At 41.3% G+C, this 19958-nt stretch carries 21 protein-coding genes; 20 read left to right on the forward strand and 1 reads right to left on the reverse strand.

Annotated elements, in window-relative coordinates:
• Positions 1 to 60: 60 nt before the first annotated feature.
• The 16 genes from KIO97_RS21440 to KIO97_RS21515 all read left to right on the forward strand — a co-directional run bounded on the left by KIO97_RS21440 (position 61) and on the right by KIO97_RS21515 (position 16085).
• Entirely contained in the window at positions 61 to 393 is a 333-nt protein-coding gene (locus KIO97_RS21440) for a hypothetical protein (protein ID WP_285383882.1), read from the forward strand.
• A 302-nt stretch (positions 394 to 695) separates the two neighbouring features.
• On the forward strand, positions 696 to 1058 hold the full coding sequence (locus tag KIO97_RS21445) for a hypothetical protein (protein WP_285383883.1): 363 nt from the start codon (positions 696 to 698) through the stop codon (positions 1056 to 1058).
• 11 nt (positions 1059 to 1069) lie between these two features.
• Positions 1070 to 1459 (forward strand): DUF3487 family protein, encoded by a 390-nt coding sequence (locus tag KIO97_RS21450; protein ID WP_285383884.1) that lies wholly within the window; start codon positions 1070 to 1072, stop codon positions 1457 to 1459.
• 17 nt (positions 1460 to 1476) lie between these two features.
• A complete protein-coding gene (locus KIO97_RS21455) occupies positions 1477 to 2094 on the forward strand; it encodes a DUF2895 family protein (RefSeq protein ID WP_285383885.1) in 618 nt (205 codons plus the stop codon).
• An 86-nt stretch (positions 2095 to 2180) separates the two neighbouring features.
• Positions 2181 to 3020: a hypothetical protein gene (locus tag KIO97_RS21460; protein WP_285383886.1), complete on the forward strand. Its 840-nt coding sequence runs from the start codon at positions 2181 to 2183 to the stop codon at positions 3018 to 3020.
• The gene (locus tag KIO97_RS21465) at positions 3017 to 4426 is read left to right on the forward strand and encodes a TIGR03752 family integrating conjugative element protein (protein WP_285383887.1); all 1410 of its coding nucleotides are present in this window, start codon (positions 3017 to 3019) and stop codon (positions 4424 to 4426) included. The genes KIO97_RS21460 and KIO97_RS21465 overlap by 4 nt, the downstream gene beginning before the upstream one ends.
• Positions 4427 to 4546: 120 nt before the next feature.
• On the forward strand, positions 4547 to 4825 hold the full coding sequence (locus tag KIO97_RS21470) for a hypothetical protein (protein WP_285383888.1): 279 nt from the start codon (positions 4547 to 4549) through the stop codon (positions 4823 to 4825).
• Positions 4826 to 4828: 3 nt separating this feature from the next.
• The gene (locus tag KIO97_RS21475) at positions 4829 to 7861 is read left to right on the forward strand and encodes a conjugative transfer ATPase (protein ID WP_285383889.1); all 3033 of its coding nucleotides are present in this window, start codon (positions 4829 to 4831) and stop codon (positions 7859 to 7861) included.
• A gap of 111 nt (positions 7862 to 7972) precedes the next feature.
• Positions 7973 to 8413: a DUF1525 domain-containing protein gene (locus tag KIO97_RS21480; protein ID WP_199481124.1), complete on the forward strand. Its 441-nt coding sequence runs from the start codon at positions 7973 to 7975 to the stop codon at positions 8411 to 8413.
• Entirely contained in the window at positions 8410 to 9489 is a 1080-nt protein-coding gene (locus KIO97_RS21485; RefSeq protein ID WP_199481125.1) for a TIGR03756 family integrating conjugative element protein, read from the forward strand. The genes KIO97_RS21480 and KIO97_RS21485 overlap by 4 nt, the downstream gene beginning before the upstream one ends.
• A gap of 12 nt (positions 9490 to 9501) precedes the next feature.
• Complete coding sequence (locus KIO97_RS21490; protein WP_285383890.1) at positions 9502 to 10845, forward strand: integrating conjugative element protein; 1344 nt, start codon at positions 9502 to 9504, stop codon at positions 10843 to 10845.
• Between the two features lie 2 nt (positions 10846 to 10847).
• Complete coding sequence (locus tag KIO97_RS21495; RefSeq protein WP_285383891.1) at positions 10848 to 11162, forward strand: hypothetical protein; 315 nt, start codon at positions 10848 to 10850, stop codon at positions 11160 to 11162.
• Positions 11163 to 11171: 9 nt separating this feature from the next.
• Entirely contained in the window at positions 11172 to 13058 is a 1887-nt protein-coding gene (locus KIO97_RS21500) for a conjugal transfer protein TraG N-terminal domain-containing protein (RefSeq protein ID WP_285383892.1), read from the forward strand.
• Positions 13059 to 13206: 148 nt separating this feature from the next.
• Positions 13207 to 13596, forward strand: a complete 390-nt coding sequence (locus KIO97_RS21505) for a hypothetical protein (protein WP_285383893.1) — start codon at positions 13207 to 13209, stop codon at positions 13594 to 13596.
• A 302-nt stretch (positions 13597 to 13898) separates the two neighbouring features.
• A complete protein-coding gene (locus KIO97_RS21510) occupies positions 13899 to 15134 on the forward strand; it encodes a hypothetical protein (RefSeq protein WP_285383894.1) in 1236 nt (411 codons plus the stop codon).
• Positions 15135 to 15497: 363 nt separating this feature from the next.
• Positions 15498 to 16085: a hypothetical protein gene (locus tag KIO97_RS21515; RefSeq protein ID WP_285383895.1), complete on the forward strand. Its 588-nt coding sequence runs from the start codon at positions 15498 to 15500 to the stop codon at positions 16083 to 16085.
• A 221-nt stretch (positions 16086 to 16306) separates the two neighbouring features.
• Here KIO97_RS21515 and KIO97_RS21520 read toward each other — a convergent pair whose 3' ends face one another.
• A complete protein-coding gene (locus KIO97_RS21520; protein ID WP_199481138.1) occupies positions 16307 to 16549 on the reverse strand; it encodes a hypothetical protein in 243 nt (80 codons plus the stop codon).
• Between the two features lie 168 nt (positions 16550 to 16717).
• Here KIO97_RS21520 and KIO97_RS21525 point away from each other — a divergent pair, with 168 nt between their 5' ends.
• The 4 genes from KIO97_RS21525 (at position 16718) to KIO97_RS21540 (ending at position 19556) form a co-directional block, all read left to right on the forward strand.
• Entirely contained in the window at positions 16718 to 17209 is a 492-nt protein-coding gene (locus tag KIO97_RS21525) for a hypothetical protein (protein WP_285383896.1), read from the forward strand.
• Between the two features lie 128 nt (positions 17210 to 17337).
• Complete coding sequence (locus tag KIO97_RS21530; RefSeq protein ID WP_285383897.1) at positions 17338 to 17502, forward strand: hypothetical protein; 165 nt, start codon at positions 17338 to 17340, stop codon at positions 17500 to 17502.
• A 195-nt stretch (positions 17503 to 17697) separates the two neighbouring features.
• A complete protein-coding gene (locus KIO97_RS21535) occupies positions 17698 to 18030 on the forward strand; it encodes a hypothetical protein (protein ID WP_285383898.1) in 333 nt (110 codons plus the stop codon).
• Between the two features lie 155 nt (positions 18031 to 18185).
• Entirely contained in the window at positions 18186 to 19556 is a 1371-nt protein-coding gene (locus KIO97_RS21540) for a DUF3560 domain-containing protein (RefSeq protein WP_285383899.1), read from the forward strand.
• Positions 19557 to 19958 lie beyond the last annotated feature (402 nt).

Raw genomic sequence — 19958 nt, forward strand, 5'->3', positions numbered from 1 at the left:
TAAAAAAAATTCTGGTAAGCATCAACGATATGATCTCAAAAGAACGTGGGAGTTTAGGACATGAATCTAAAGAGATTTAGTGTGGTTGTACCGTTGCTTGCAACGTCGTTGATAGTACAGGCTGCACCAGAAAGAAAAGACGTGGAACGTGACGCTCTACGTCGTATTTCGAATGAATTAAATGTTGTTAAGGACATGCTGAAAGATGCTCAGCGGTATCAAGAAGCTGGAGATCCAGACCCTTTTCTTTATGGGGAGGCCGAAAGAGATTTGAATGTTCTGATTATGGCCTTCGAAGACTATATCGAAGGGCGTTTTGATCCTACTTATGAGCGTGAACCTTTAAGGTTTGAAGGTTTAATAAGGAGGGAGGGTGTCATACACGGGGAATAACGTTGATAGCGTGGTTGATGACCTCTGTACGATTATGGGGTCAGTCAACGGAACTCTAGAAGGTTCGTTTAAATGTGCTTCTGGATTTGCAACGGAATCATCAGCCGGCCTTTGGTTTGCTTTAGCAATCACATTATACCTTTTTTGGTGGTTATTACTTGTTTGGAAGATTTGGAAGCAAACTCAAGGGAAAAAGGCGACTTATACCGTGGGGGATTGTATTCAACTATCAATCAAGCCATTGGGTATGTTTTTTTTATTGTTCGTAGTTTTGCAAACATTAATGTGAAGGAAGAAAGGGAATGAAAATATTACGCAAACTAACAGGTACTTGTATTGGAGTGAGTGCATTTGTTTATACAAATAGCGCACTAGCATTAGAAAGAGTTAAATTAAGAGGGCAAGAGTTAGAGGTACAAAACAACGACATAGTTACTCTATTCATCGAGATTGCAGTAACGTTTGTTGCGATGGTTGCTGGTTTTTTCTGTGTTCGAGCGTTGTTAGAAACTCTAGCTAGTCTATGGGATAAGTACGGTGAAGTCCGAGCGGGGAAAGCTACTTTGACAGAGTTAACCTGGCCTGTACTTAGTGGTGTTTTTTTGGTGGTCGTAACTTTCGCGGTGGGTTACTACTTGGTTACTAACTTTAACTCCTTCATCTAAGAGGTTGTAGCATGAGTGAAGTGACCAAGCCCGATTTTGTTCCTTACCGTATAAATGCAGAGCCACCAATTTTTATGGGGCTCACTTTGGGAGAGTTAAAACTGGTGGTTTTAACTCGGTTTGCCACTTCCCTTGTTGCTATTGAGATTCTAGTTACGCTCATTTATCCGCATGTATTTACTTATAGTGCAGGTTTTTTTGCTTCAATTTTCATAGCGGCGACGTTGATAAAAATGAAGGCAATGCAGATCGTAGAAACTCAAAGGGGGAAAGACCCTTTTTATTGCCAGCACCAATCTGACATTAGTATGGAAGTATGGCGTAATCGCTTAGCCACATCACCGAGATCCAATAAGAAACATTCGTTCTTGGTGGAAGACCGCTACTGGTCTCCTAGATAAAAAGGTAAGGATATTGTGTGAGCAACGCAGCAAGAATTGATGCACATCGTCGCGATACAATCAAAACATTGAAGTTTGTTATCGCAGGGTTAGTAGTGGTTATTATCGTTGGCCTCTATGGATTAGTTAAGGCATTTGAAACTCGTCAAATTTGGGTGTCTCCGGACCTATCTTCAGGACAAATGATCACACGTTCTGGGCCGTATAAAAGTTACATGTATGCCTTTACCTATCAGCTGATCAGTGGCGTATGGACTTGGGCGGAGTCGGCTGATACGGAGTACCCAATTACAATTCAATCATACGCTCCTTATATGGATAAAGGGTTGAGAAGTCGTTTTGAATATGAGCTTGGAGATTTGAATTATCGAAAAGTATCGAAAGGTCGCCAGCGAACGGTAAAAGAAATTATACCGCAAGACATCACCGAAATGGTAAGTCCAATAGGTGCAGATAAAGCAGTAGTGTTCTTAGATGTCGAGATTGTAGATAAGCTTGATCAAACAGTTGTTAGGAGGCGAAGAGAGCGTTTGTCTTTTGTTGTTGCCGTTGACACAAGTAATATTTACGAAAATAAATATGGCCTTAAGGTGGTGGATTATTATCGTCCGCCTAGAACTCTAGACGCACAATAAACAGAGAATCGTTTACCTAAAAGCTCCGTAAAGGGGCTTTTTTGTTAGTTTCTATTTATCAACTAGCAATTGTTTAGGTTTATGGAATGCGTGGATTGTTATTAATGTTAGGTGTCTTTTCTTTTTCCGCTATTGCAGGGCAGAAAGTCATATTAGATGTTGGAAAAGTAATTCCAATACAAGTTCCAACAGGAAAAGATGTAGTTTTAACTTTTAATGAAGGGCAGATGGTTGGAGTTGTTCCATCCGCTGAGCAATATCTGGCGGTTGAATCAATTAGTCAACTCAAGCAGGTCACTTTTTTCGGAAGGGATCTAACGGACAAGCCGTTGGAAGTTCAGTTTAGAGGCTTGGATACCAATCATATTACAAAAGTCAGTGTTGAGGTGGTAGAAGGCAATGATGTACCGCTCAACCTATCTATTGAAAAAGAACGTCAGAATAGAAACTTGTCTATAGACACAACAACGGAACGCAATACTCGTGCTTACAGCGACTATTGGGATGATCCGGAATTCAAACAAAATACCTCCTTGCATGACTCTGATGAAAAAGCGGCTCTGCTTATTCGTTATGTTAACCAATACTACGGCCCTCGCTATGCGCAAGAGAAGGCTCCGTTTTCAATCCGAAAAATATCGAGCTTCAAGCCTCAAAAAGTTGAAAAGTTATACCGACGTGGCTATTTGGCTGCAATAGCGAAAGAAGTCTTTTACGGGGGAGGTATGACCGCCATTGTATTTGAACTTGAAAACCGATCTTTGGTTAATCATCAATTCAACCCGCTAAATGTTCGAGGTGACTTTTGGACTCTACAACCGTGGAAACGTAATTATGAGATTGGTGAAAAAGGGGTGCTGGTATATGTGATTAAGGGAAGGTTAGACCGAGGGATGTTCAAATCTTTAGGGGAGGGAGTACAGTGAATCCAATAGTAAAGTACGGTGGGTTGCTCTTGTTGGCATTGATATTTTTGCTCATCATTCGCGGGTGTGGGGATGGTATTGATGATGTGGCAATAAGCGAGCCAAGTCATGGTCAAACAACAGGAACAACAGCGTTAGAAACAACGGCAGGAGAAGAGCTAAGGACCGTAGGCTCAAGGCAACAACGAACTGACGGTAAAGTTCAATCACTTCAAGGAAAGGTTGAAGCACTTCAAGCAAAAATCGAGACGTTTGAAGGACCACAAAACGGGCAATCGCAAGAGGTAAATGGTGAGTTAGAGGCTCTTCGCAAAAAAGTAGAGCAGTTAGAAAAGGAAAAGAACTCTGACAATTCTCCCAATCCAAAATTAGAGGTCCTCCAACAAGAATTTACAGAGTTGAAAGAGTTAGTTTCAACTGGCGGTAATTCTGCTCTTCTTGTCGCGACAAACGGCCTGAAAGAAAGTGATTCAAAGAATCCACTCGATGCTGAAAACGATTATGAAGTTACCACTGTGCAAACCTTTGAGAAGGAAGAAATGATTTGGATTGGTCCGGTTGATGATCCGGATCTTGTTCAAAATGGGAAAATCGTATGGGACGAGCTTAGTTCTTATTGGTCGGATACAGCGGAACGTTTATCCGAACAAGCACAAACAACCAAAGATGATGCTGCCGGAATAAAAGTATTTACGCTACCTGCGAATAGTACGCTTCGCGGGGCAAGATTGTCAGGTCGAATGCTTGGGCGTATTCCTGGTGATGGCGGAGCGGTAGAGCAGCCGTATGGATTCAAAGTCGTAGTGCCGCCAGAATCTTTTATAGCTAATGGGCATGACTTACCTGAGATTAGTCATGCATTTATGGCTGGTTTCGCTACTGGCGATTTAGGTTTGCGCTGTGCGCGAGGTTATATAACAAACATGACATTCGTTTTTGAAGATGGAACGATAAGTCAAATAGGCGAGAACTCCACTGACTCAGGTGGAGATACTGAATACTTAGCAGTGCTTACCGATGAAGCATCAACGGAGTGTATTCGCGGTGAGTTAAAAACTGACTTCGTAGAATATGTGACAACAAGTGGCTTGTTAAGTGCAGCAGAAGCTGGAGCTCAGGGAGCTGTTGCTAGTCAAACAACTAATACAAGTGAAGGTGGAAGTTCCTCTTCTTCGGTTACGGGGAGCAGTGGCGTCGTGATTGCGGGTAGTGCAGGCGCAGGGATGGTTAGTGATACAAAGCAATGGGTAAATGAACGTTGGTCAAAAACGTTTGATGCGATTTTGGTGGAGATTGGTCGAAATGTTCAGATTGAAACGAAAGCACAAATAGAAATTGATTATGACCCAACAGGGCGTCGGATTAGGCACTTGGATGAACAAAGCTTACAAGAGCTGATGCAGTAAGGATAGATAATGAAAATAATGAGCCAACTGTTCGCAGTGCGAACAGTTCTATTACTTTTGGTTGGTGCATTGACTGTAGGATGCTCCAGTTCTCAGGAGGACGTGTTAGGCACTCCACCAATGACTACTGAACAAGTTATGGACGAAGTCCTGTATGGAGGAAGGGAAGCGGATAAATGGCGAGAGAGTGCGACTTTGTTAAGTCGAGATGGTGCAGAGCAGTATCATAATGAAGGTTGGGCGCAGTCTGCATGGGATAAGCAAGCCACCTACCTAAAGAATGAACAGCTTATTTTGTACTATTCCCCAAAACGAGATGATGTGGGAGGAATACGCCCTGGTTATGTCTACGAAATTCCCCTGTATAGACAAGTTCATCTTAGTTGGTCTGAGGAATAATCAATGATAAGAGCTCTAGAACGTTTAAATAGCAAATCTGGGTCGAAGTTCAGCAATGTGGCTTCGCAAATACAACGGTTTTTAATGCCTGAAAAAGAGACGACTCATTCGATAAGTGATCGTAGAGGACTTTACAAAGAAGCTAAATGTTTCGCGGACTTCTTGCCCTATGCAGAGTTCCTTGATGATGAGTCTATGATGCTGATGGATGATCTGGTTTCTGTTTCTGCTGCATGGGAAATAGACATGGCCTCGTCAGAGGCCGTGTCCGAAAGCGTACTTGAAGGGATAGAAGATAATATCTTTGCGTGTCTAGACCGTGTAACCAAGGCAACGTTAGCAAATGGACAATATGTATTAAGTGCATACACAAATGACGTCTACGATTTATCAACGGACTATCAAGAAATCGAAGCATCTATTCACCCTGCATGGAAAGGTTCGGCGTTAGCTGACGCGTACTTATCGAGCGTTAAGCGCATGTTTAAGGGATTAGAGTCAGACAATGGTCTATTTCATGAAGGAGATGGAGCAACAAGCCGCCCATTTCGCGGTGGAAGGCGTGTTCCAAAGTTGTTTTTGTATAGACGTGTACCTTTAATGTCCCGTTCTGGAAAAGATGACATTCGCAACAATGAAATCCGACAGTTAAAAGAGCTGCGAGAGGATATAGAGGATGGCCTTCGCGCTCAAGGTGTTCGATTAAAAAGGATGAAACGAGAAGGATTTTATGAGTTCATGGTTAGGTGGTTAAACCCAAAACCGGCAGCCACTGAAGGTTCTATAAATAAATTACTCGAAATTAATCCGTGTCCACCAAAAGAGCTTGCTGCTCTGGAGAGTGAACTTCCTTTATCTTTTCTCTTTAACGCCCCAAAGACGGATAGCGATAAAGGGATAATTGAATTTGATGGTTGCCCTTCTCGATTTATCCAAGTTGACCGAATTAGTCGTGTACCAAGTGCTGGGATGGTGACGGCAGAAAAAGGGGTTGTTGTTAATGACAAGGTTGAACAAGTTTCTACCTTTGATCTACTGCCCACAGGGACGACCTTTGTAAAACATATTTTCTTCCAAGCTCAAGAAGAGGTAGAGAAGAAGGTACAAGAAGCTGAAGAAAACAGTCAATTCATTGATAGTCGGGCGAAGTTAACAAATGAAGAAGCTATTGAAACAGGACAAGCATTAGCGCAAGGAGCGGTGTTGCTTAAAGTGGAAATGGGGTTCTATGTAACGGCTATGACCATGGAAAGATTGGATCAAAAATCTCGTCAAATTTCGAATATTGCTCAATCCAAGTTAGGTTTGGGGGTTATTGAGCCTAAAAACAACCTGTTTCCCGTAGAGAGCTATATTCGAAACTTTCCTCTGGTGACTGACCCTATGTTAGATAGCCGACGAAGAAGAGGCCGAATGTCTTGGATGCACCATAGCATTTCTTTGATGCCGTTTATTGGAAGGAAACGCGGAAACGAACACAGAAAAGATAAACGTTGTATGACGATGTTTAATCGTGGCGGAGAGGTTTTGAATATTGATTTACTTAACCGAGAAGCGAATGCTCATGCTGTATTGTTGGGGCCTACCGGAACGGGGAAATCTGCGACGCTGAATAAAATGATTGTAGAAGTTCTACTGTTTCATAATGCACGTTTAGTGCTTGCTGAAGCGGGTTTATCTTTCGACCCAATAATGGACTTCTTGGAAGCACAAGAATTGGATGTGCAACGTGTAAATATAAACTCAGGAAAAATGGGTAAACCAATCGCTCCATTCGCGAATGCACGAAAAGCGCGAGAAAAAGTGCTTAAAGAAATGCACGAGAACGGCCTGAGTGGAGAAGTCGTTGTTGAATCATTGCTTCAAAAGCTACCCGAATACTTTTGGAACTTAAACGAGCTCCATGCTGAAGAAGAGGACAGTGAAGAAAAGAAGGCGGAAGCTGCTAGAAAGATGGCGATAGTCATTGAAGAAACAATGAAGGACTTCAATGTAAGTAAAGATAAGCTTGAGAAAGATTATCTTGGTGAATGTGTCATGATTGCAAAAATCATGGTTACAGGGGGAAAGGTCAAGGAAGAAGAAAACTTTCGGTTGCGAGATGAAACACATCTAGGTGAAGCGATCATGGAAGCTGTAACGATAGCAGACTTGAATGGTGAAGATTTAGTAAGACCCGCGCATGTCGTACAAGCATTGAGATCCAGAGCAAATAACACTCAGTTAGGGCTTGACGAAAATATGAAGTCGCGACTCAACGAAATGGCTGATGTAATGGCAATGTACACGACAGGAGTTCGAGGTGATGTGCTTAATAAGCAAGCCGAAGGGTTCCGAAAGTGTGATTGCTTGCATGTTGAATTGGGGATAGCGCAACGTTCTGGCTATGAAGATTTGCTTTGTTTGTCTTACTTGGCGTTGTTGAATCAGGTGAACGATATTGCTGAACGTAAGGAGTTGGAAGGTGATGAACGACCTATATACTTGATTACGGACGAAGCTCATTTGATTTTGAATCACCCAATGTTGGCTCCAGTTGCCATTAAAATTGTTCGGATGTGGCGTAAATACGGGGCATGGTTTCTGACTGCAACGCAGGATACCACTTCTTTCAAAGGTGGGGCAGAAGCAATACTTATTCTTGCTGAAATGTTTATTACGTTAGCCCCTCCAGAATCAGAAATAGAACGATTGAAGTCGTTGTTAAAATTGACTGATGAACAAGAAAGCTTATTGAGGTCTTCGAGGTTTGTACAGAAAACCTACACGGAGGGGATTTATCTTAATAGGCAAAGAAAGTCGGGAACGTTGTTTAGAATTTTGCAACCATCATTTTGTCTGTCATTAGCAGGAACGAGTGATGAGGAAAAGCAAGAGCGACAAGCGACTATGCGTAAATACAATGTTCGAATGGCGGGGGCGTCACTGATTGAAGCCGCAAAACTTGACCGAGTGAGAAGGCTAATTAATGAAGATGAGTTAGAGAAGGAAATACACCAAATAGTGACTGATACCCGTTATGCATTAGCAGCCTAGTTAAGTGGTTTAGCAGCGCCTTTTTAAAGGCGCTTTTTTATACCTAAAAGAATTGTAAGGACTAGGAGCGGTTAATCTATCTGCTAATCGTTGAAGAAACGGAGCAGGTAAATGAAATGGATAGTGTTGGCATTTAGCTTGTTGTTAGTGGGGCAGGCAAATGCAAGATTGCAAGTTGATGTCTTTTGTACTTCAAAAGTAAAAGAATGCCGAGCGGTTCGTAATGATATGAAGCGTCTTCGTGGGGTTGATGTGAAATTGAAAAACCTCGATGAGACGTTAATTATTAGCGAAAAATGGTCAGAAAAAATGCGGTTGGACCCACCGAAAACGGAGCAAGAAGGTGTAGATCGTATGAGTCGTTGGATGAATACGAGTGAAGGCCGTAAAGACATGGAAAAAATGTCAGATTCGGCAAGGGCGATTGAAACCGTTTTATTAAATGGGATTAGTAAAATTCCCGCTTTTGTCTGTGACGACAAATATGTTGTTTATGGAGGAACGCTTGCTAAAGCCATAACGCTTTGTTCCCAACAAAGGGGACAAGAATGAAGTACATAAGACTAACATTGCTCCTTACTTTTTTCTGGATAGGGAATGCGTATGCGTTAGAGCGACCAATGATTCCTGTTTGCTCTCCATGGCCTCATTGTTGGGATGTTAGAGCTGATCCAGAAGGGATAATTGAGACATCGTTTGACCCAAGTCGACCTAAGTCTGATAACGCAATTGATGTATTCGATATTGTAGAAAGTTCAATCAACTTTAGTTGTATGCGATGGCGAGTTGCAGGAATGTGTGTTTGGTACAAATGGCCTGCAAAAATACGAACCTCTGTCAAAGTCAATCATTACATACCCGATTACGTTGTAAGCGTCTATGAGAGAGCAGGAGAGAACCCTTGGGAGTTGATGTCATTTATCGATGATGTAGGAGACATCGGTTTTGAAGCTCTTGTCGGTTATAGCTCTGGAGGCGGAAGTGTTAAGGGCAAGGGACGCAGTGAGCATAGCACTAATATTATGTTTAAGAACGTGACTGCTATTGGCAATCCGTTGGCGTCTACGTGGAGAACTTTAGGGTTTGGTATGTTGATGTGCGCCTCTGAAGCTCAGTCATTTGTTCCCGCCTATGCTTCGAGCTTTGATTGGTTAGCTTGGAGAACGAATCCTTTAGAGGCAGCTCTGAACGCAGATCAAATCATTACACGAAGAAATCGTATTAAGCCTCCAAGTCGGCCTACTGAGAATTGGGCGTTTTTATACCCTAGAACTGGTTTTGTTGTCGGTTCTGACGATGCAAAGACCGCTGCAGTTGCAGGGATTAGAGCAAGTTCGATTCTTTCTGATAAGAGCAGTATGTCTATAAATGTTGCGAATCGACCAGCACAACGCTCTCGCAGCGGTTATTGGCCTCCTAAGACAGTCAATATCGATAATAGGAGTCAAGGCTATTTTCAAATGCTCCTTCCTAAAGAAGAAAAATCATGCAAGTTAATCTCGGATATGGGGTCTGTTGCGGGAATGAGTGCGTATCGTTCCACGAACGGTAATTACGCATGGAACTTCTGGCGACCTTACACGTGTTGTAATGGTTCTGGAAAACTAATCGCAAATATTTCATGGTGATAGGTGACGTTCATGAAACAGCTAAAAGTTAAGTTTTTGGTCTTATGTTTGTTAAGTTCAACGGTTTCGGCTGAGTCGACACGAGATCGATTAGAGCCTATTTTGGAAAATGGGCCTTGGTATTATGAGGTGGGTGGTGCTCGCTATGTTCCATTAACTAAGTTGGATAATACTCGTGTTTCGGCGGGGGCAGGTATTCGTTGGAATGGAAATCTGATGTGTTCCAATTTGGACCCTTCAGTATCGATTGATGCGTTTATGAATGGTGCTAAAGAAGGCTTTATTAACCTCCAGAGAAACGCAGTTAACACGTTTAAAGGAGTGATAGCTTCCCTACCAGGGCTTGCGTTACAACACGCCGATCCTGGTCTTTACGAACTGCTGTCAACTGGCTTTATTCAAGCGGAAGAACTTTTCAATATTGAGTTAGCAAACTGCCGACAAGTGACGAGAGACTTGGCGACTTCTCAACCAAATTACGAGTGGGTAAAGGCTTCGGGTTTTGGTGGGCTGAGTAATGTATTTAACCGCGACGGTGCTCCAATTAGTAGTGTAAATAAAGATGCAGGAATTTTGATGGACGACACTGAAGAGAACGCAGGTAGGGAAGGCGTTGATTGGGTGTGTGGAGAAAAAGCCGGTGGTGATGGCCAAGATTCAATAAAGAGCAGTGATATTGTTTTATCTAGTTTTAACCAACTTGCCGGAAGAGATTCTTGTGATACTTCGTCTGTATCGGTTACAGATAGCTCACCATTACATGTTTCTCATTGGGATAGTCCTCAAAGTGCTAAGCAATGGTTTATTGATGTCGTGGGAGATGTTGAAGTAAATACAACACCGAGCAAAAAACCTATAGATACAAAGATCGGAACAGGTTTAATGCCAAAAATTGAAGAAACGTTTAAGGATGTTAGCGATAAGATGGACCGTATCGTGACATCTAGCCAGCCTCCAACATTAAATGATTTAAGAGCCGTTTCATTCACAGATGTTCTTGTTTCTAGAAGTATGGTTGAAAGCTTGCGTCGGGACCCGCAGGGACGGATGTTAGCTCAGAGATTAGCTTTAGATATATCTCTTCAAAGAGAGATGATGAGAGCTCTTACAATGCGACGAATGCTTATGAGTGGTAAAGATATAGAAGTTGTGTCCGCTCTAGAACCTTCTCAGAAAATGGTGAATGATGCCATAGAACGGCTAAGTAAAGAGATCAGAATCGTTCGAGAAGAAATAGAAATCCGCCGAGAGTTACTTTCATCTACAGCACCTTTCGTATTACAACGTGACCAAAATCGACAAACTACCGTGATAGAAGGGATGAATCAGTTATCTTTGGACAAAGCGGGTAATTGATTATGAAAAAGACCTTCATCTTGTTTAGTAAGTGGTTTGTTGCAATGGTTCTGATCGCTGCTGCCGCTATTTTTATAAGCGGCTTTATCTTAGATCACACATCTGTTGATGCATTAGAAGATGTTCTTACGCGTATGGAGCTGATTAGTCGATGGTCGTTAATTGCCCAATTGGTTATCGTCGCTTTATTTTGGCTCAAGTGGTCTTCGTTTGTTGTTGCTAGAGCATCAAGTGATAAGAAGAAAAAACAGCTAGAAAATATGAGGCATCATATTTGTGTAATTTTCGCGGCTTTAATCATTTTATTAGCAGTTTAAGGAGGGAGAATGAGTGGTGTTCTGCAGATGGCCTACTTTGGCACTTCCTTCTTTGATTTGATTACAGGGGCGCTAGGTGCATACTTCTACATGATTTTTTGGAATGTTCTGCAATCAAGTGGATTAATTGTCATGGCGTTTCTTGTGGTAATTGGTGAAGCGCTGAAAGAAGGCTATGAATCTGACGAAATCAATGATGAACCTCATCAACAATGGGGACGATTGAAAGTAAAGCTGTACCTGATGTTATTCATAGCGGTGCTTGCTTGTAAGCCGTTAATTGGTATCAATGAATTAAAGCTTAGAATGCCAACGCGTCATTGTGATGTCATTCCTACTGTTGTTGTGAACAAAATGAACTTAACGTCAGATGAAAAGCAATTGTTGTCCATGGTTGGGCCTAAGTCATTTGTCAATGCGATGATGGAGCAGGAAAAGAGGGCTATTAATAATTGGCAAACGAGAAGTTTAGTGCGTAGTGTGGCTAATCGTATTTTTGTTGGTGAAACTCATACACGATGGACTCAGTTTATAAACGAACGTAGAGGGATCTATAGTGCAGGTTATCTGGCTTCTTTCATAGAATCGGCTCAACACAATGAGTCAGAATTTAATATGCTGAAAGATATTGGATTGTCATTGAGTACGTTACAGGAGTTGAAAGTGGCTATTTGGTGGCAGTTTGTTAGAAACTATATGCTTGGTATCAGCGCGGGTGTGCATTCTCAAATTCCATGCGATCAAGGTGTACGTCTGACTAAAGCCAATTTAGAAACTGAGTTTATTCGTTCGCCATCTTTAGCAGATGAATTCAATACATTTGTACAGCAATGTCATGCTCCAGCGATGTCGAAGTGGAAAGCCATATTAGCTGCTTCATCTCGTGGGGAAACGGCTCAAATGATTGTTGCTGATATGAAATCATCAGTACCAGGGAACGAAGTATTTTTGAGCTACAGTCAGTTGTATCCATCATTACAAGCACAAGTTCCGGTTGTTGGATGGGGAGTATCACCGGATGAGAAAGGATACGCTGGTGATGCTGACGCAGTGGGTTCCGGCGCTCCTGCAGCGAGTAATAGGGCTGGGTATCCTAAGTGCGATAAATGGTGGACGGATAGCAATAAAGGGTTGCAGTATAAGCTTGCAGAAGATTTCGGTATTACCGATGACCTATATGCTGTTAGAGATATTCAACGGATCTATAAGACGGACTCAACAAATAGAGGGGAGCTTGTTCAAATAGTTTTGTCAGACAAGCTATCTAATAATAATTTGTCTGCGGTGAAAGCAAAAATGGGGTTTCTTGAGAAGAACAATGCTCTTTACACAGGCCACGATAAAACAAAAGAGTCAGACAATTTTGGTTCATCAGTGTTAGAGCTTGGTACAGATTTAGGGCTGGTAACTTCTTACTTAGAGCGGGCAGCAGGTTTTAAGGGTATTTTGAGAGCGGCACCTTTGGGTGCATCATTGGTTCTTATGCTTTATACCGCTATGCTGCCACTAGGTTTGTTGCTTGGACGGTTTAGCCTCGGTGCAGTGCTAGGTTTATCGGTAGGTTTGTTCTCTATCTATATGTGGATGCCGTATTTCCGTATTGTTCGTTGGCTGGATGATAACTTGGTTAGCTTGCTTGGGCTTGGATCTATGAGTACAGATAAAATGCTTATTGATTTCTTGATAGCATCTGCATATTTAGCCGTACCAATGGTTCTCACTGCTGTTGCTGGTATGGCTGGCGCAAGACTAGCATCGTTTGATCCGATTGGTGCAAGTACCATTGGTTCTATAGCTCAAAAAGGTGCGGCAACGGCTCAAAATGTTGCGAAAGATGTAGCCAAAAAAATCGTTACCAAAGGAAAACCTGGTTCCAAAGGGAAAGGTGAGAACTAACGTTCGCACTGCGAACACTAAAGAAGAGACTCGATAGAGAAGAATTATCGGGTCTCTTTTTTTAGGGAGGCAATATTTGCACTTAGTTCGATAACACGTATTCTCACATTGAACTTATTAACGCACCCGTTGGTGTAAGGAAAATATAATGGCGAACGAATACAAAAATGCATTTGAACAATTTGAAGCAACAGTATCGCAAGGGATTACTCTTGAAAACGGCAGATTAATTGTTGATACCGTGCGTGATTACTTTGATGCAGATGAAGTTGCTTGTGAAGAAGGTTGGTCCAATGCAATGAGTGATGAAGATTTGAGTTGTCTTGTTTCAGTAGAAGACATTCTCAATGGTGAAGACCTCGTGCATGTGTTGGAGAGTAATGCCGAAGACAGCTTCATTAATGGGCAATTTAAACAGTTCAAAGAACAGGTTGAGAATTTCGATGATTTGTCTCATTTTGTTGACTACCTCGAAACGTACTCAGAAGACGAAACAGAGAAAAAAATCTTGCGTTGGCTTGTTCTAAATATTGATTAAACCAATAAAAACCACTGCTCCCATCGAGCAGTGGTTTTTTTTATATAGTTTCATACTCGTTTTCCCCTAAACCCAATCACATCAATATCTATATCGCGCTTATGGAAGAATTCAATCTAAACAAAAACTGATATTGCAAACTGGGTATATGAACTGGTTGAAAAAGCACTATGAAGCGTGGTTACTTTTACGTGCAGCTAAGAAAAAGTAGACCGCGCGGGTCTATGAATTGAGACATGTTGATAACAGTGCCATAGTTAAGAGGAAATTATTAACACACCCGTTGGTGTAAGGAATATACAATGAAAAACAAAATGACGTTAATAGAAGCGCAGTCGATTTTTGAAATCCGTTCGACAGAATCAATGTCTCGTTCGGTATTGAAAAAGATCTACAAACGCGCAATGTTTAAGCTACACCCCGATCGCGGTGGAGATAAGCTTAAAACACAACTTCTGAATGAAGCTTACGCTCTTCTCAAAACAGTCGTTTCATTAGATGTAGATGGACCACGATTGGAAGAGACGAAACCATTAGATACGCATAGTGATGATTGGCTTTTTGACAAGAATGCAGGTCATCCACTTCACGATTCTGGTTTGTCTTCGCTCAAAACTCGACACGAACTGCTTAATGAGCTTTTCGATATTCGTGATGAAGGCAACGTTCCAGATATTCGCTATTGGGATCAGTCTGAGGTTTATCACTCAAACAGTAACCAAGGAATATATTTTCAAAAAGAAGATATGGCGATGAAGCTCCAATACTTACTAGGTGAGCGTGACTATATCACTTTAGTCGATGTCACTAACGGTTTTCTGCATAAAAAGAAAGCTGGCAAGATGACAGTGGCTGTAAAGCGCTATGGAGAAAGTTATGGACCTAATCAGGAGTGTTTGTCTAATGTGCTTATTGAATGGTTTGAAGAGCGTGGTGAGCGCTCTCATGGTTTTCATTGGTGTGATTTCTACAAGGAAGTAATAGATAAAGTATCTACTGTTTTTCGAAGTGGAGATCTTAAAGGGGAAGTGTTTGGCTGTGCATTTACACTAGCAACTCCTAGCTGGCTTCTTTGGGAAGCTACGGTAATGGTTGGCGAGAGCATCATCAAGATTGGATTTGATGAATATAGTTCTAGAAACGAGTTCAACCCGTTCAATCTGGGTGCAATCAAACCGTTGAAAGCATTACCTAAAAAGTGGAAAGTTGCTGATTTGGTAAAAGTGTTGATTAATGGTCAGTTTCACTCTTTGAAACAAGACTATTATTACACCGATGATTATGCACTTGATGCTGCTGTTGGGTTTCGTAGAGGTTATATCGAAAACCCGCTTGAGATGGCAATGCGTTGGCATGGTGATACTTTGCGTTCTTGTAGCTCACTGTACTCATCGTCTGATGATAAACAAATCAACTTTGGTAAGCATATGAATGATGGTTGCTCATTGGTTGTTGATTTGGATAATCGCTATCCGCTCATTTCCTTAGAAGGTGATGTTATACGATTAGAGCAAGCTTTAAAGCTGCAAGTAGCTTGAAAACGTTAGTTTAATTGTAGAAACGAGTTGTCTGTGTAGCAGATAACTCGTTTTTTTTTGTTCGCACTGCGAACGTCTTTGATTTCTGAGCGGGGAGTCGAATTGCTACGACAATGAAGAAAAATTATAAAGGAGGGGAAATTCTTCACTCGTTTGAAGTGGGAGAGTAACACCCGTTCCTTTAAGTGTAGTCGTGCTGTTTGGTACGCCATGTTTTACATGTATCTGAAGAGAAAAAAGCCATTGAGTAGTTTGCTGCTCAATGGCTTTTCTGTTTTTAGGGAGTGAGAGTAGTGTTCTGGTTCTTGGTGCTACATACTCAACAAGAAATTGAATTATAGTCGTTACTATACAGGTGAGAGCATGGAACCAGGATACGAAATTTATTATGTACTTTTCGGCGTTGCATTATTAGTAGGATTTTCGAAACTTATTCCCGCGTTAGCTAAATTTGAAAAGCAACGCAAGCTTGACGATGAGAAGCAACAATATCGCAAGAATGAGGAAAGAAGGAGAGAAGAGCTTCATCAAGCAACACTTGAACAAATCAAGAAAGGTAATGTTGTATCGAATGTGAGTAATAGACGCACTAGCAATAAGCGTCCTAACAACAAGCGAGGCAAACCAGCCAATTCCGCAACTACATCCCGAAAGCCCGATGGCATAGAGGGTAAACTGGTCGATTATGGAAGAGCTAACTACCAAAATAAGCAAGACGAGAATGAATCATTCTTTGTTACGTTATTGGTAGATGGATTTGAAAAAACGATTTGGGGAAAAGGTTTGGCAGAAGCGGTGAGTGATCTAGAACGTGGACAATCTGTTTCTCTGAAACGAACAGAGAAAGAGAAAGTCGAAGTAGAAAAGGTGACAAAAGACGATTCTGGAAAAGTAATCAAGCGTGAAATGGTCCCAACATACCGACAAGGGTGGGTTGGCAAAGCCATTTAATTAAAAAAACTCGTCATTGAATAATGACGAGTTTTTTTTTGTTTATTTTGTGCGGCTGGTCTGTTGCTTGTTGTTCTCTGTGATTAAAACGGTGGATACCTTGTCATTGGCTGCTACAATATATAGACCAATAGATGATAGCCGTTGCTATCAAGATGATTGAATATTAAACGCATTTTTTATGTTAGAGACAAAACCTGAACGACCATTCAGGTTTTTTTTTACGCCGAAATTTGGAAGTACATTTTCTCGCTATTTGGCTTTCCCGCTAAAGATGCAGTGGCACTTTCATAATCATCAAACATTAAGTTGTTGGAGATACAAGTCGTTAATCCGTTGTTCGTAGCATCCACAAAATAGTATCTTGACCCTTCCAAGCAGACTGCAATCCACCCTTCTTTTTTTGGCCCTTCTTTAACGAGTGTTCGCAAACATTGCAGTGCGCTAGAAATATCAAAAATCATAATCCCTTACCTCATACCAATAGATTTAATTTAGATGATTGTACGCAGTGACTAAAAAGAAAAGAGTGCATGGATATTTTAGCGGGGGGAGCTGTAGGTCTTCACGTGTCCTAATGTAATAGTTAATTGAACTTAACACATGGCCGTTGCCATATAGAGGATAAAACTATGCTTATGATACTGTTGAAAGAAGCTCATGATGGTGTGTATTACAACCACATCTATCGCCAAAGTGACAATTGCTTAATAGGTAAAATGACGGTCTCTTGCGAAGGTGAAATTGCGTTCGATATAGACGTTGACCCTGTTATTCGAGCACTAGCAATTGCACACCTTATGAGGCTCGAAGAACGTCTAGTGCATCGTTACGTCACGCAATTTACAGGTGAACGTTTAAACGAGAAGGCGAAAGACCTCTTTATTGCTTGGACTCATAAAAGACAGGCAATAGAGAAAAGCATAAAGAGATGGAAGTTGTACTCTAGCGCTTTTAATCTTTTGATAAGCGGTTCGTCTCTACAAGATAGCAACTTTATTTTGTCATACCTCTCGGAATGTAAAGCTGCTCAGACCAAGCGAGAGAACGCTTTAATGTCCGCATTGATACTTTCAAGTAAAGACTTGGAAGAAGAAATGACGGATTGGTTTAATTCGCTTTAATCTAAGAAAAGTTACCGTGCGGTAACTTTTTTTTTATCTAAAGCGGGGGGCTCACTAGAAGAAAACTAATTAGCCTATTTAAAATTGAACTGAATTTATTAACACGCCCGTTGGTGTAAGGATTAATTATGATGAATGAACAAATTGAAGTTGCGATTGAGAAGATTCAATCTCTACTCAGATCTGGTTTTCACCTCGCTACAGGATGGAGTGGTGGTAAGGACTCAACTTGCGTTTTGATTTTGATGCTTGAGGCAATTCAGAAAAGGAATATTTCTTACCAATTATTCTAAAAGAAAATCAACCGTGGGTTCTACCATCGGGTGCTTTTGCTTCAGAAAGTTCAGGCGCGAACTAAGCAGCCACAACATTTGAAAGACCAGCATTTTGCCGGTCTTTTTTTTAGCGGGAGCAACAGTAGTAGTTCGGTAAGGGAGCATCTAACATGATGCTTCATTATAAACACCCATAGGTGTAAGGAGAAAACCATGACAAATAAGACAACTAATTACAAACATCAACAAGCGATGGTGCGCGGGTATTTTTTAAGCGCTGTGAAGAAAGCTTCTACTGAGTTTCAATTTAGCGAACAGGTAAATATGAGCAGTGCTGAGTTTCAGCAATCGGTGACAGCTTGTGCGGACAAAATCGTGGATTGTTATCTTGATTTAAAAAACCTCTCATCGGAAGCATTGCAAAGACTTGAGTCTTTAGCTGAATGCTTTTGGGAAATTTTGGAAAGAGACTTTTCTGGAAGTTCTAAAGCTAAAAAGCCGATTATCGATGTGGACGAGTTTGAACTAGATCTTAAAAGACATTAGTGAACGTATCACGGAATAACAAAAATTAAACCTGCAGTCATGCAGGTTTTTTTATGGATAAAAAGCGGGGCGGGTGCTTCTAACAAGATGTGATTCGCTTTATGCTCATACTGAATTTTAAACACACCCGTTGGTGTATCGATGAGGAATATATTATGCATAAGTTAGTAGAAAAAGGTACATACTCACCAGAAGACAACAAACTGCGTTTATACGTGGTGGACAGTGAAGAACGTTTTGAAGAAGAAACGTACTCGCGTCTAAAAGCCCTCAAGTTTTCTTGGGCTCCAATACAACGTTTGTTTTTTGCTCACTGGTCAGTTGCTCGTGAAGATTTGTTAATCGAATTAGCAGGTTCAATCGAGGCCGATGAGTTCACTTTGGTGGAGCGTGCTGAGAATAAAGCTGAAAGATTGATGAAACTCTCTGACAAAAGAGAGTTAGAGTCATTTGCTTTAATGGATGCATCCGATCGCATTCTTTCTACTTTGGGATCTGGTCAACCTATATTGGTTGGACATCATTCTGAAAGAAAGATGCGAAAACTTCTTGATCAGCAAGAACGAAATCAAGATGCTGCAGTAGAAAAAGCTAGTCAAGCGGAGTATTGGAATTATCGCGCACAAGGGGTAATTCATCATGCAGACTATAAATCCAATAGTGGTTTACGTTTGCGTCGAATCGAAACTCTCTTAACTGACTTGCGAACGCTACAACGCAGATTGAATCATGCCTACGAGATGATTAAGCTTTGGACAAAGTTAAGTCAAATCGAAGATCTAGCTGTTAAAGAAAAGAAGGTGACGTGGTTTGCAGGTCTCCGAGGCAAAGATGGTGCATTTTCTGTCGAAAATGCGTATAGCGATCTATGTAATGGGAAAGCAACAGTTGATGAAATTGTACAACGTTCTCTAGAGCTATTTGAGTTTAGTCTATCAAGCAATAGCAGAAAGCGTAAAATGGTACATCTTCTCAATCGTCTCGGATATGAGCGTTATATGCTTGGTCCAACATCACGTTTCAGTGGTAAGTTAACGGCGACGATTATTAAAACGTTTGCTAGGAAACATGGTACTGATAGTCCAGAGTGTAAGCGAGTTGAAGGTAATTGGACGTTAAGTAGTAGTTGTCCTTTACCAGTACAAATCGGTGATGGATTAGAGCTCGCTTTGAGTGATGAAGAGTGGTGCGATCTTATGGTTGGTTTGGGATATGAAGTTCCTGCACCAAAGCCAAAAGCACCTTCAATTCTTAACTTTAAAGCAGAGTCTATTCGAGTACAAATGTGGAGTTCAGTTCATGAACTTCGTCAGCTTGAGTTAACTAAGGAAGAGTATCAACGTATTTACTCTGACTATAAAGGATGCAAGCTCTCTGAGTGCGGTTCGTTTCGAGTGAAGGTTTGTAGAGACCCAAATGTGAAAGGTTTTACCGGAGAATGGTTTTGTGTGTTACTGAAAGATAGTAAAAAACACGCAGTTCCAAAGAGTGCTAGTGTTACAGTTCAAGCAGAAGGGGTTGCATGATGGATGCTTCGATATACAGAAGACCAGAAAAACCTTTGCGATGTTCTTTGAATGTTGTGAGTAAGTCTGTCTCTGTCCAACGACCTGATACTACAATGAAGCCTTTATTCGTTCACAAAAGTACAGAGTGTCATGTTACACCGGAAAATACATCGGTAGATATGGCGCGTTACTTGATAGATCGAATAGGTAATCATGGAAGTTTTCTTGAACCTCAATGCGGTACAGGGAACTTGATCGGAGCGTTAATAGGCCAAGGAGTTTTGCCTGAACAAATCCAAGCTGTTGAACATCACTTCGATCTAAAAGAGGTGACTGTAGTGGCATAGTGAATTTGGCCACCTGATTAAGAGGTGATGTATGATCATCTCGATACTAAAACAGGTGATATTATGACTAAGC

Source organism: Vibrio sp. B181a (assembly GCF_030248375.1).
GTDB classification, from domain to species: domain Bacteria; phylum Pseudomonadota; class Gammaproteobacteria; order Enterobacterales; family Vibrionaceae; genus Vibrio; species Vibrio campbellii.

Bases quoted from the DNA above. Each gene is read 5' to 3' on its own strand.
- KIO97_RS21440 (WP_285383882.1), top strand. From the start codon at position 61: ATGAATCTAAAGAGATTTAGTGTGGTTGTACCGTTGCTTGCAACGTCG.
- KIO97_RS21445 (WP_285383883.1), top strand. From the start codon at position 696: ATGAAAATATTACGCAAACTAACAGGTACTTGTATTGGAGTGAGTGCA.
- KIO97_RS21450 (WP_285383884.1), top strand. From the start codon at position 1,070: ATGAGTGAAGTGACCAAGCCCGATTTTGTTCCTTACCGTATAAATGCA.
- KIO97_RS21460 (WP_285383886.1), top strand. From the start codon at position 2,181: ATGCGTGGATTGTTATTAATGTTAGGTGTCTTTTCTTTTTCCGCTATT.
- KIO97_RS21470 (WP_285383888.1), top strand. From the start codon at position 4,547: ATGACTACTGAACAAGTTATGGACGAAGTCCTGTATGGAGGAAGGGAA.
- KIO97_RS21475 (WP_285383889.1), top strand. From the start codon at position 4,829: ATGATAAGAGCTCTAGAACGTTTAAATAGCAAATCTGGGTCGAAGTTC.
- KIO97_RS21480 (WP_199481124.1), top strand. From the start codon at position 7,973: ATGAAATGGATAGTGTTGGCATTTAGCTTGTTGTTAGTGGGGCAGGCA.
- KIO97_RS21485 (WP_199481125.1), top strand. From the start codon at position 8,410: ATGAAGTACATAAGACTAACATTGCTCCTTACTTTTTTCTGGATAGGG.
- KIO97_RS21490 (WP_285383890.1), top strand. From the start codon at position 9,502: ATGAAACAGCTAAAAGTTAAGTTTTTGGTCTTATGTTTGTTAAGTTCA.
- KIO97_RS21495 (WP_285383891.1), top strand. From the start codon at position 10,848: ATGAAAAAGACCTTCATCTTGTTTAGTAAGTGGTTTGTTGCAATGGTT.
- KIO97_RS21500 (WP_285383892.1), top strand. From the start codon at position 11,172: ATGAGTGGTGTTCTGCAGATGGCCTACTTTGGCACTTCCTTCTTTGAT.
- KIO97_RS21505 (WP_285383893.1), top strand. From the start codon at position 13,207: ATGGCGAACGAATACAAAAATGCATTTGAACAATTTGAAGCAACAGTA.
- KIO97_RS21510 (WP_285383894.1), top strand. From the start codon at position 13,899: ATGAAAAACAAAATGACGTTAATAGAAGCGCAGTCGATTTTTGAAATC.
- KIO97_RS21515 (WP_285383895.1), top strand. From the start codon at position 15,498: ATGGAACCAGGATACGAAATTTATTATGTACTTTTCGGCGTTGCATTA.
- KIO97_RS21520 (WP_199481138.1), bottom strand. From the start codon at position 16,549: ATGATTTTTGATATTTCTAGCGCACTGCAATGTTTGCGAACACTCGTT.
- KIO97_RS21525 (WP_285383896.1), top strand. From the start codon at position 16,718: ATGCTTATGATACTGTTGAAAGAAGCTCATGATGGTGTGTATTACAAC.
- KIO97_RS21530 (WP_285383897.1), top strand. From the start codon at position 17,338: ATGATGAATGAACAAATTGAAGTTGCGATTGAGAAGATTCAATCTCTA.
- KIO97_RS21535 (WP_285383898.1), top strand. From the start codon at position 17,698: ATGACAAATAAGACAACTAATTACAAACATCAACAAGCGATGGTGCGC.
- KIO97_RS21540 (WP_285383899.1), top strand. From the start codon at position 18,186: ATGCATAAGTTAGTAGAAAAAGGTACATACTCACCAGAAGACAACAAA.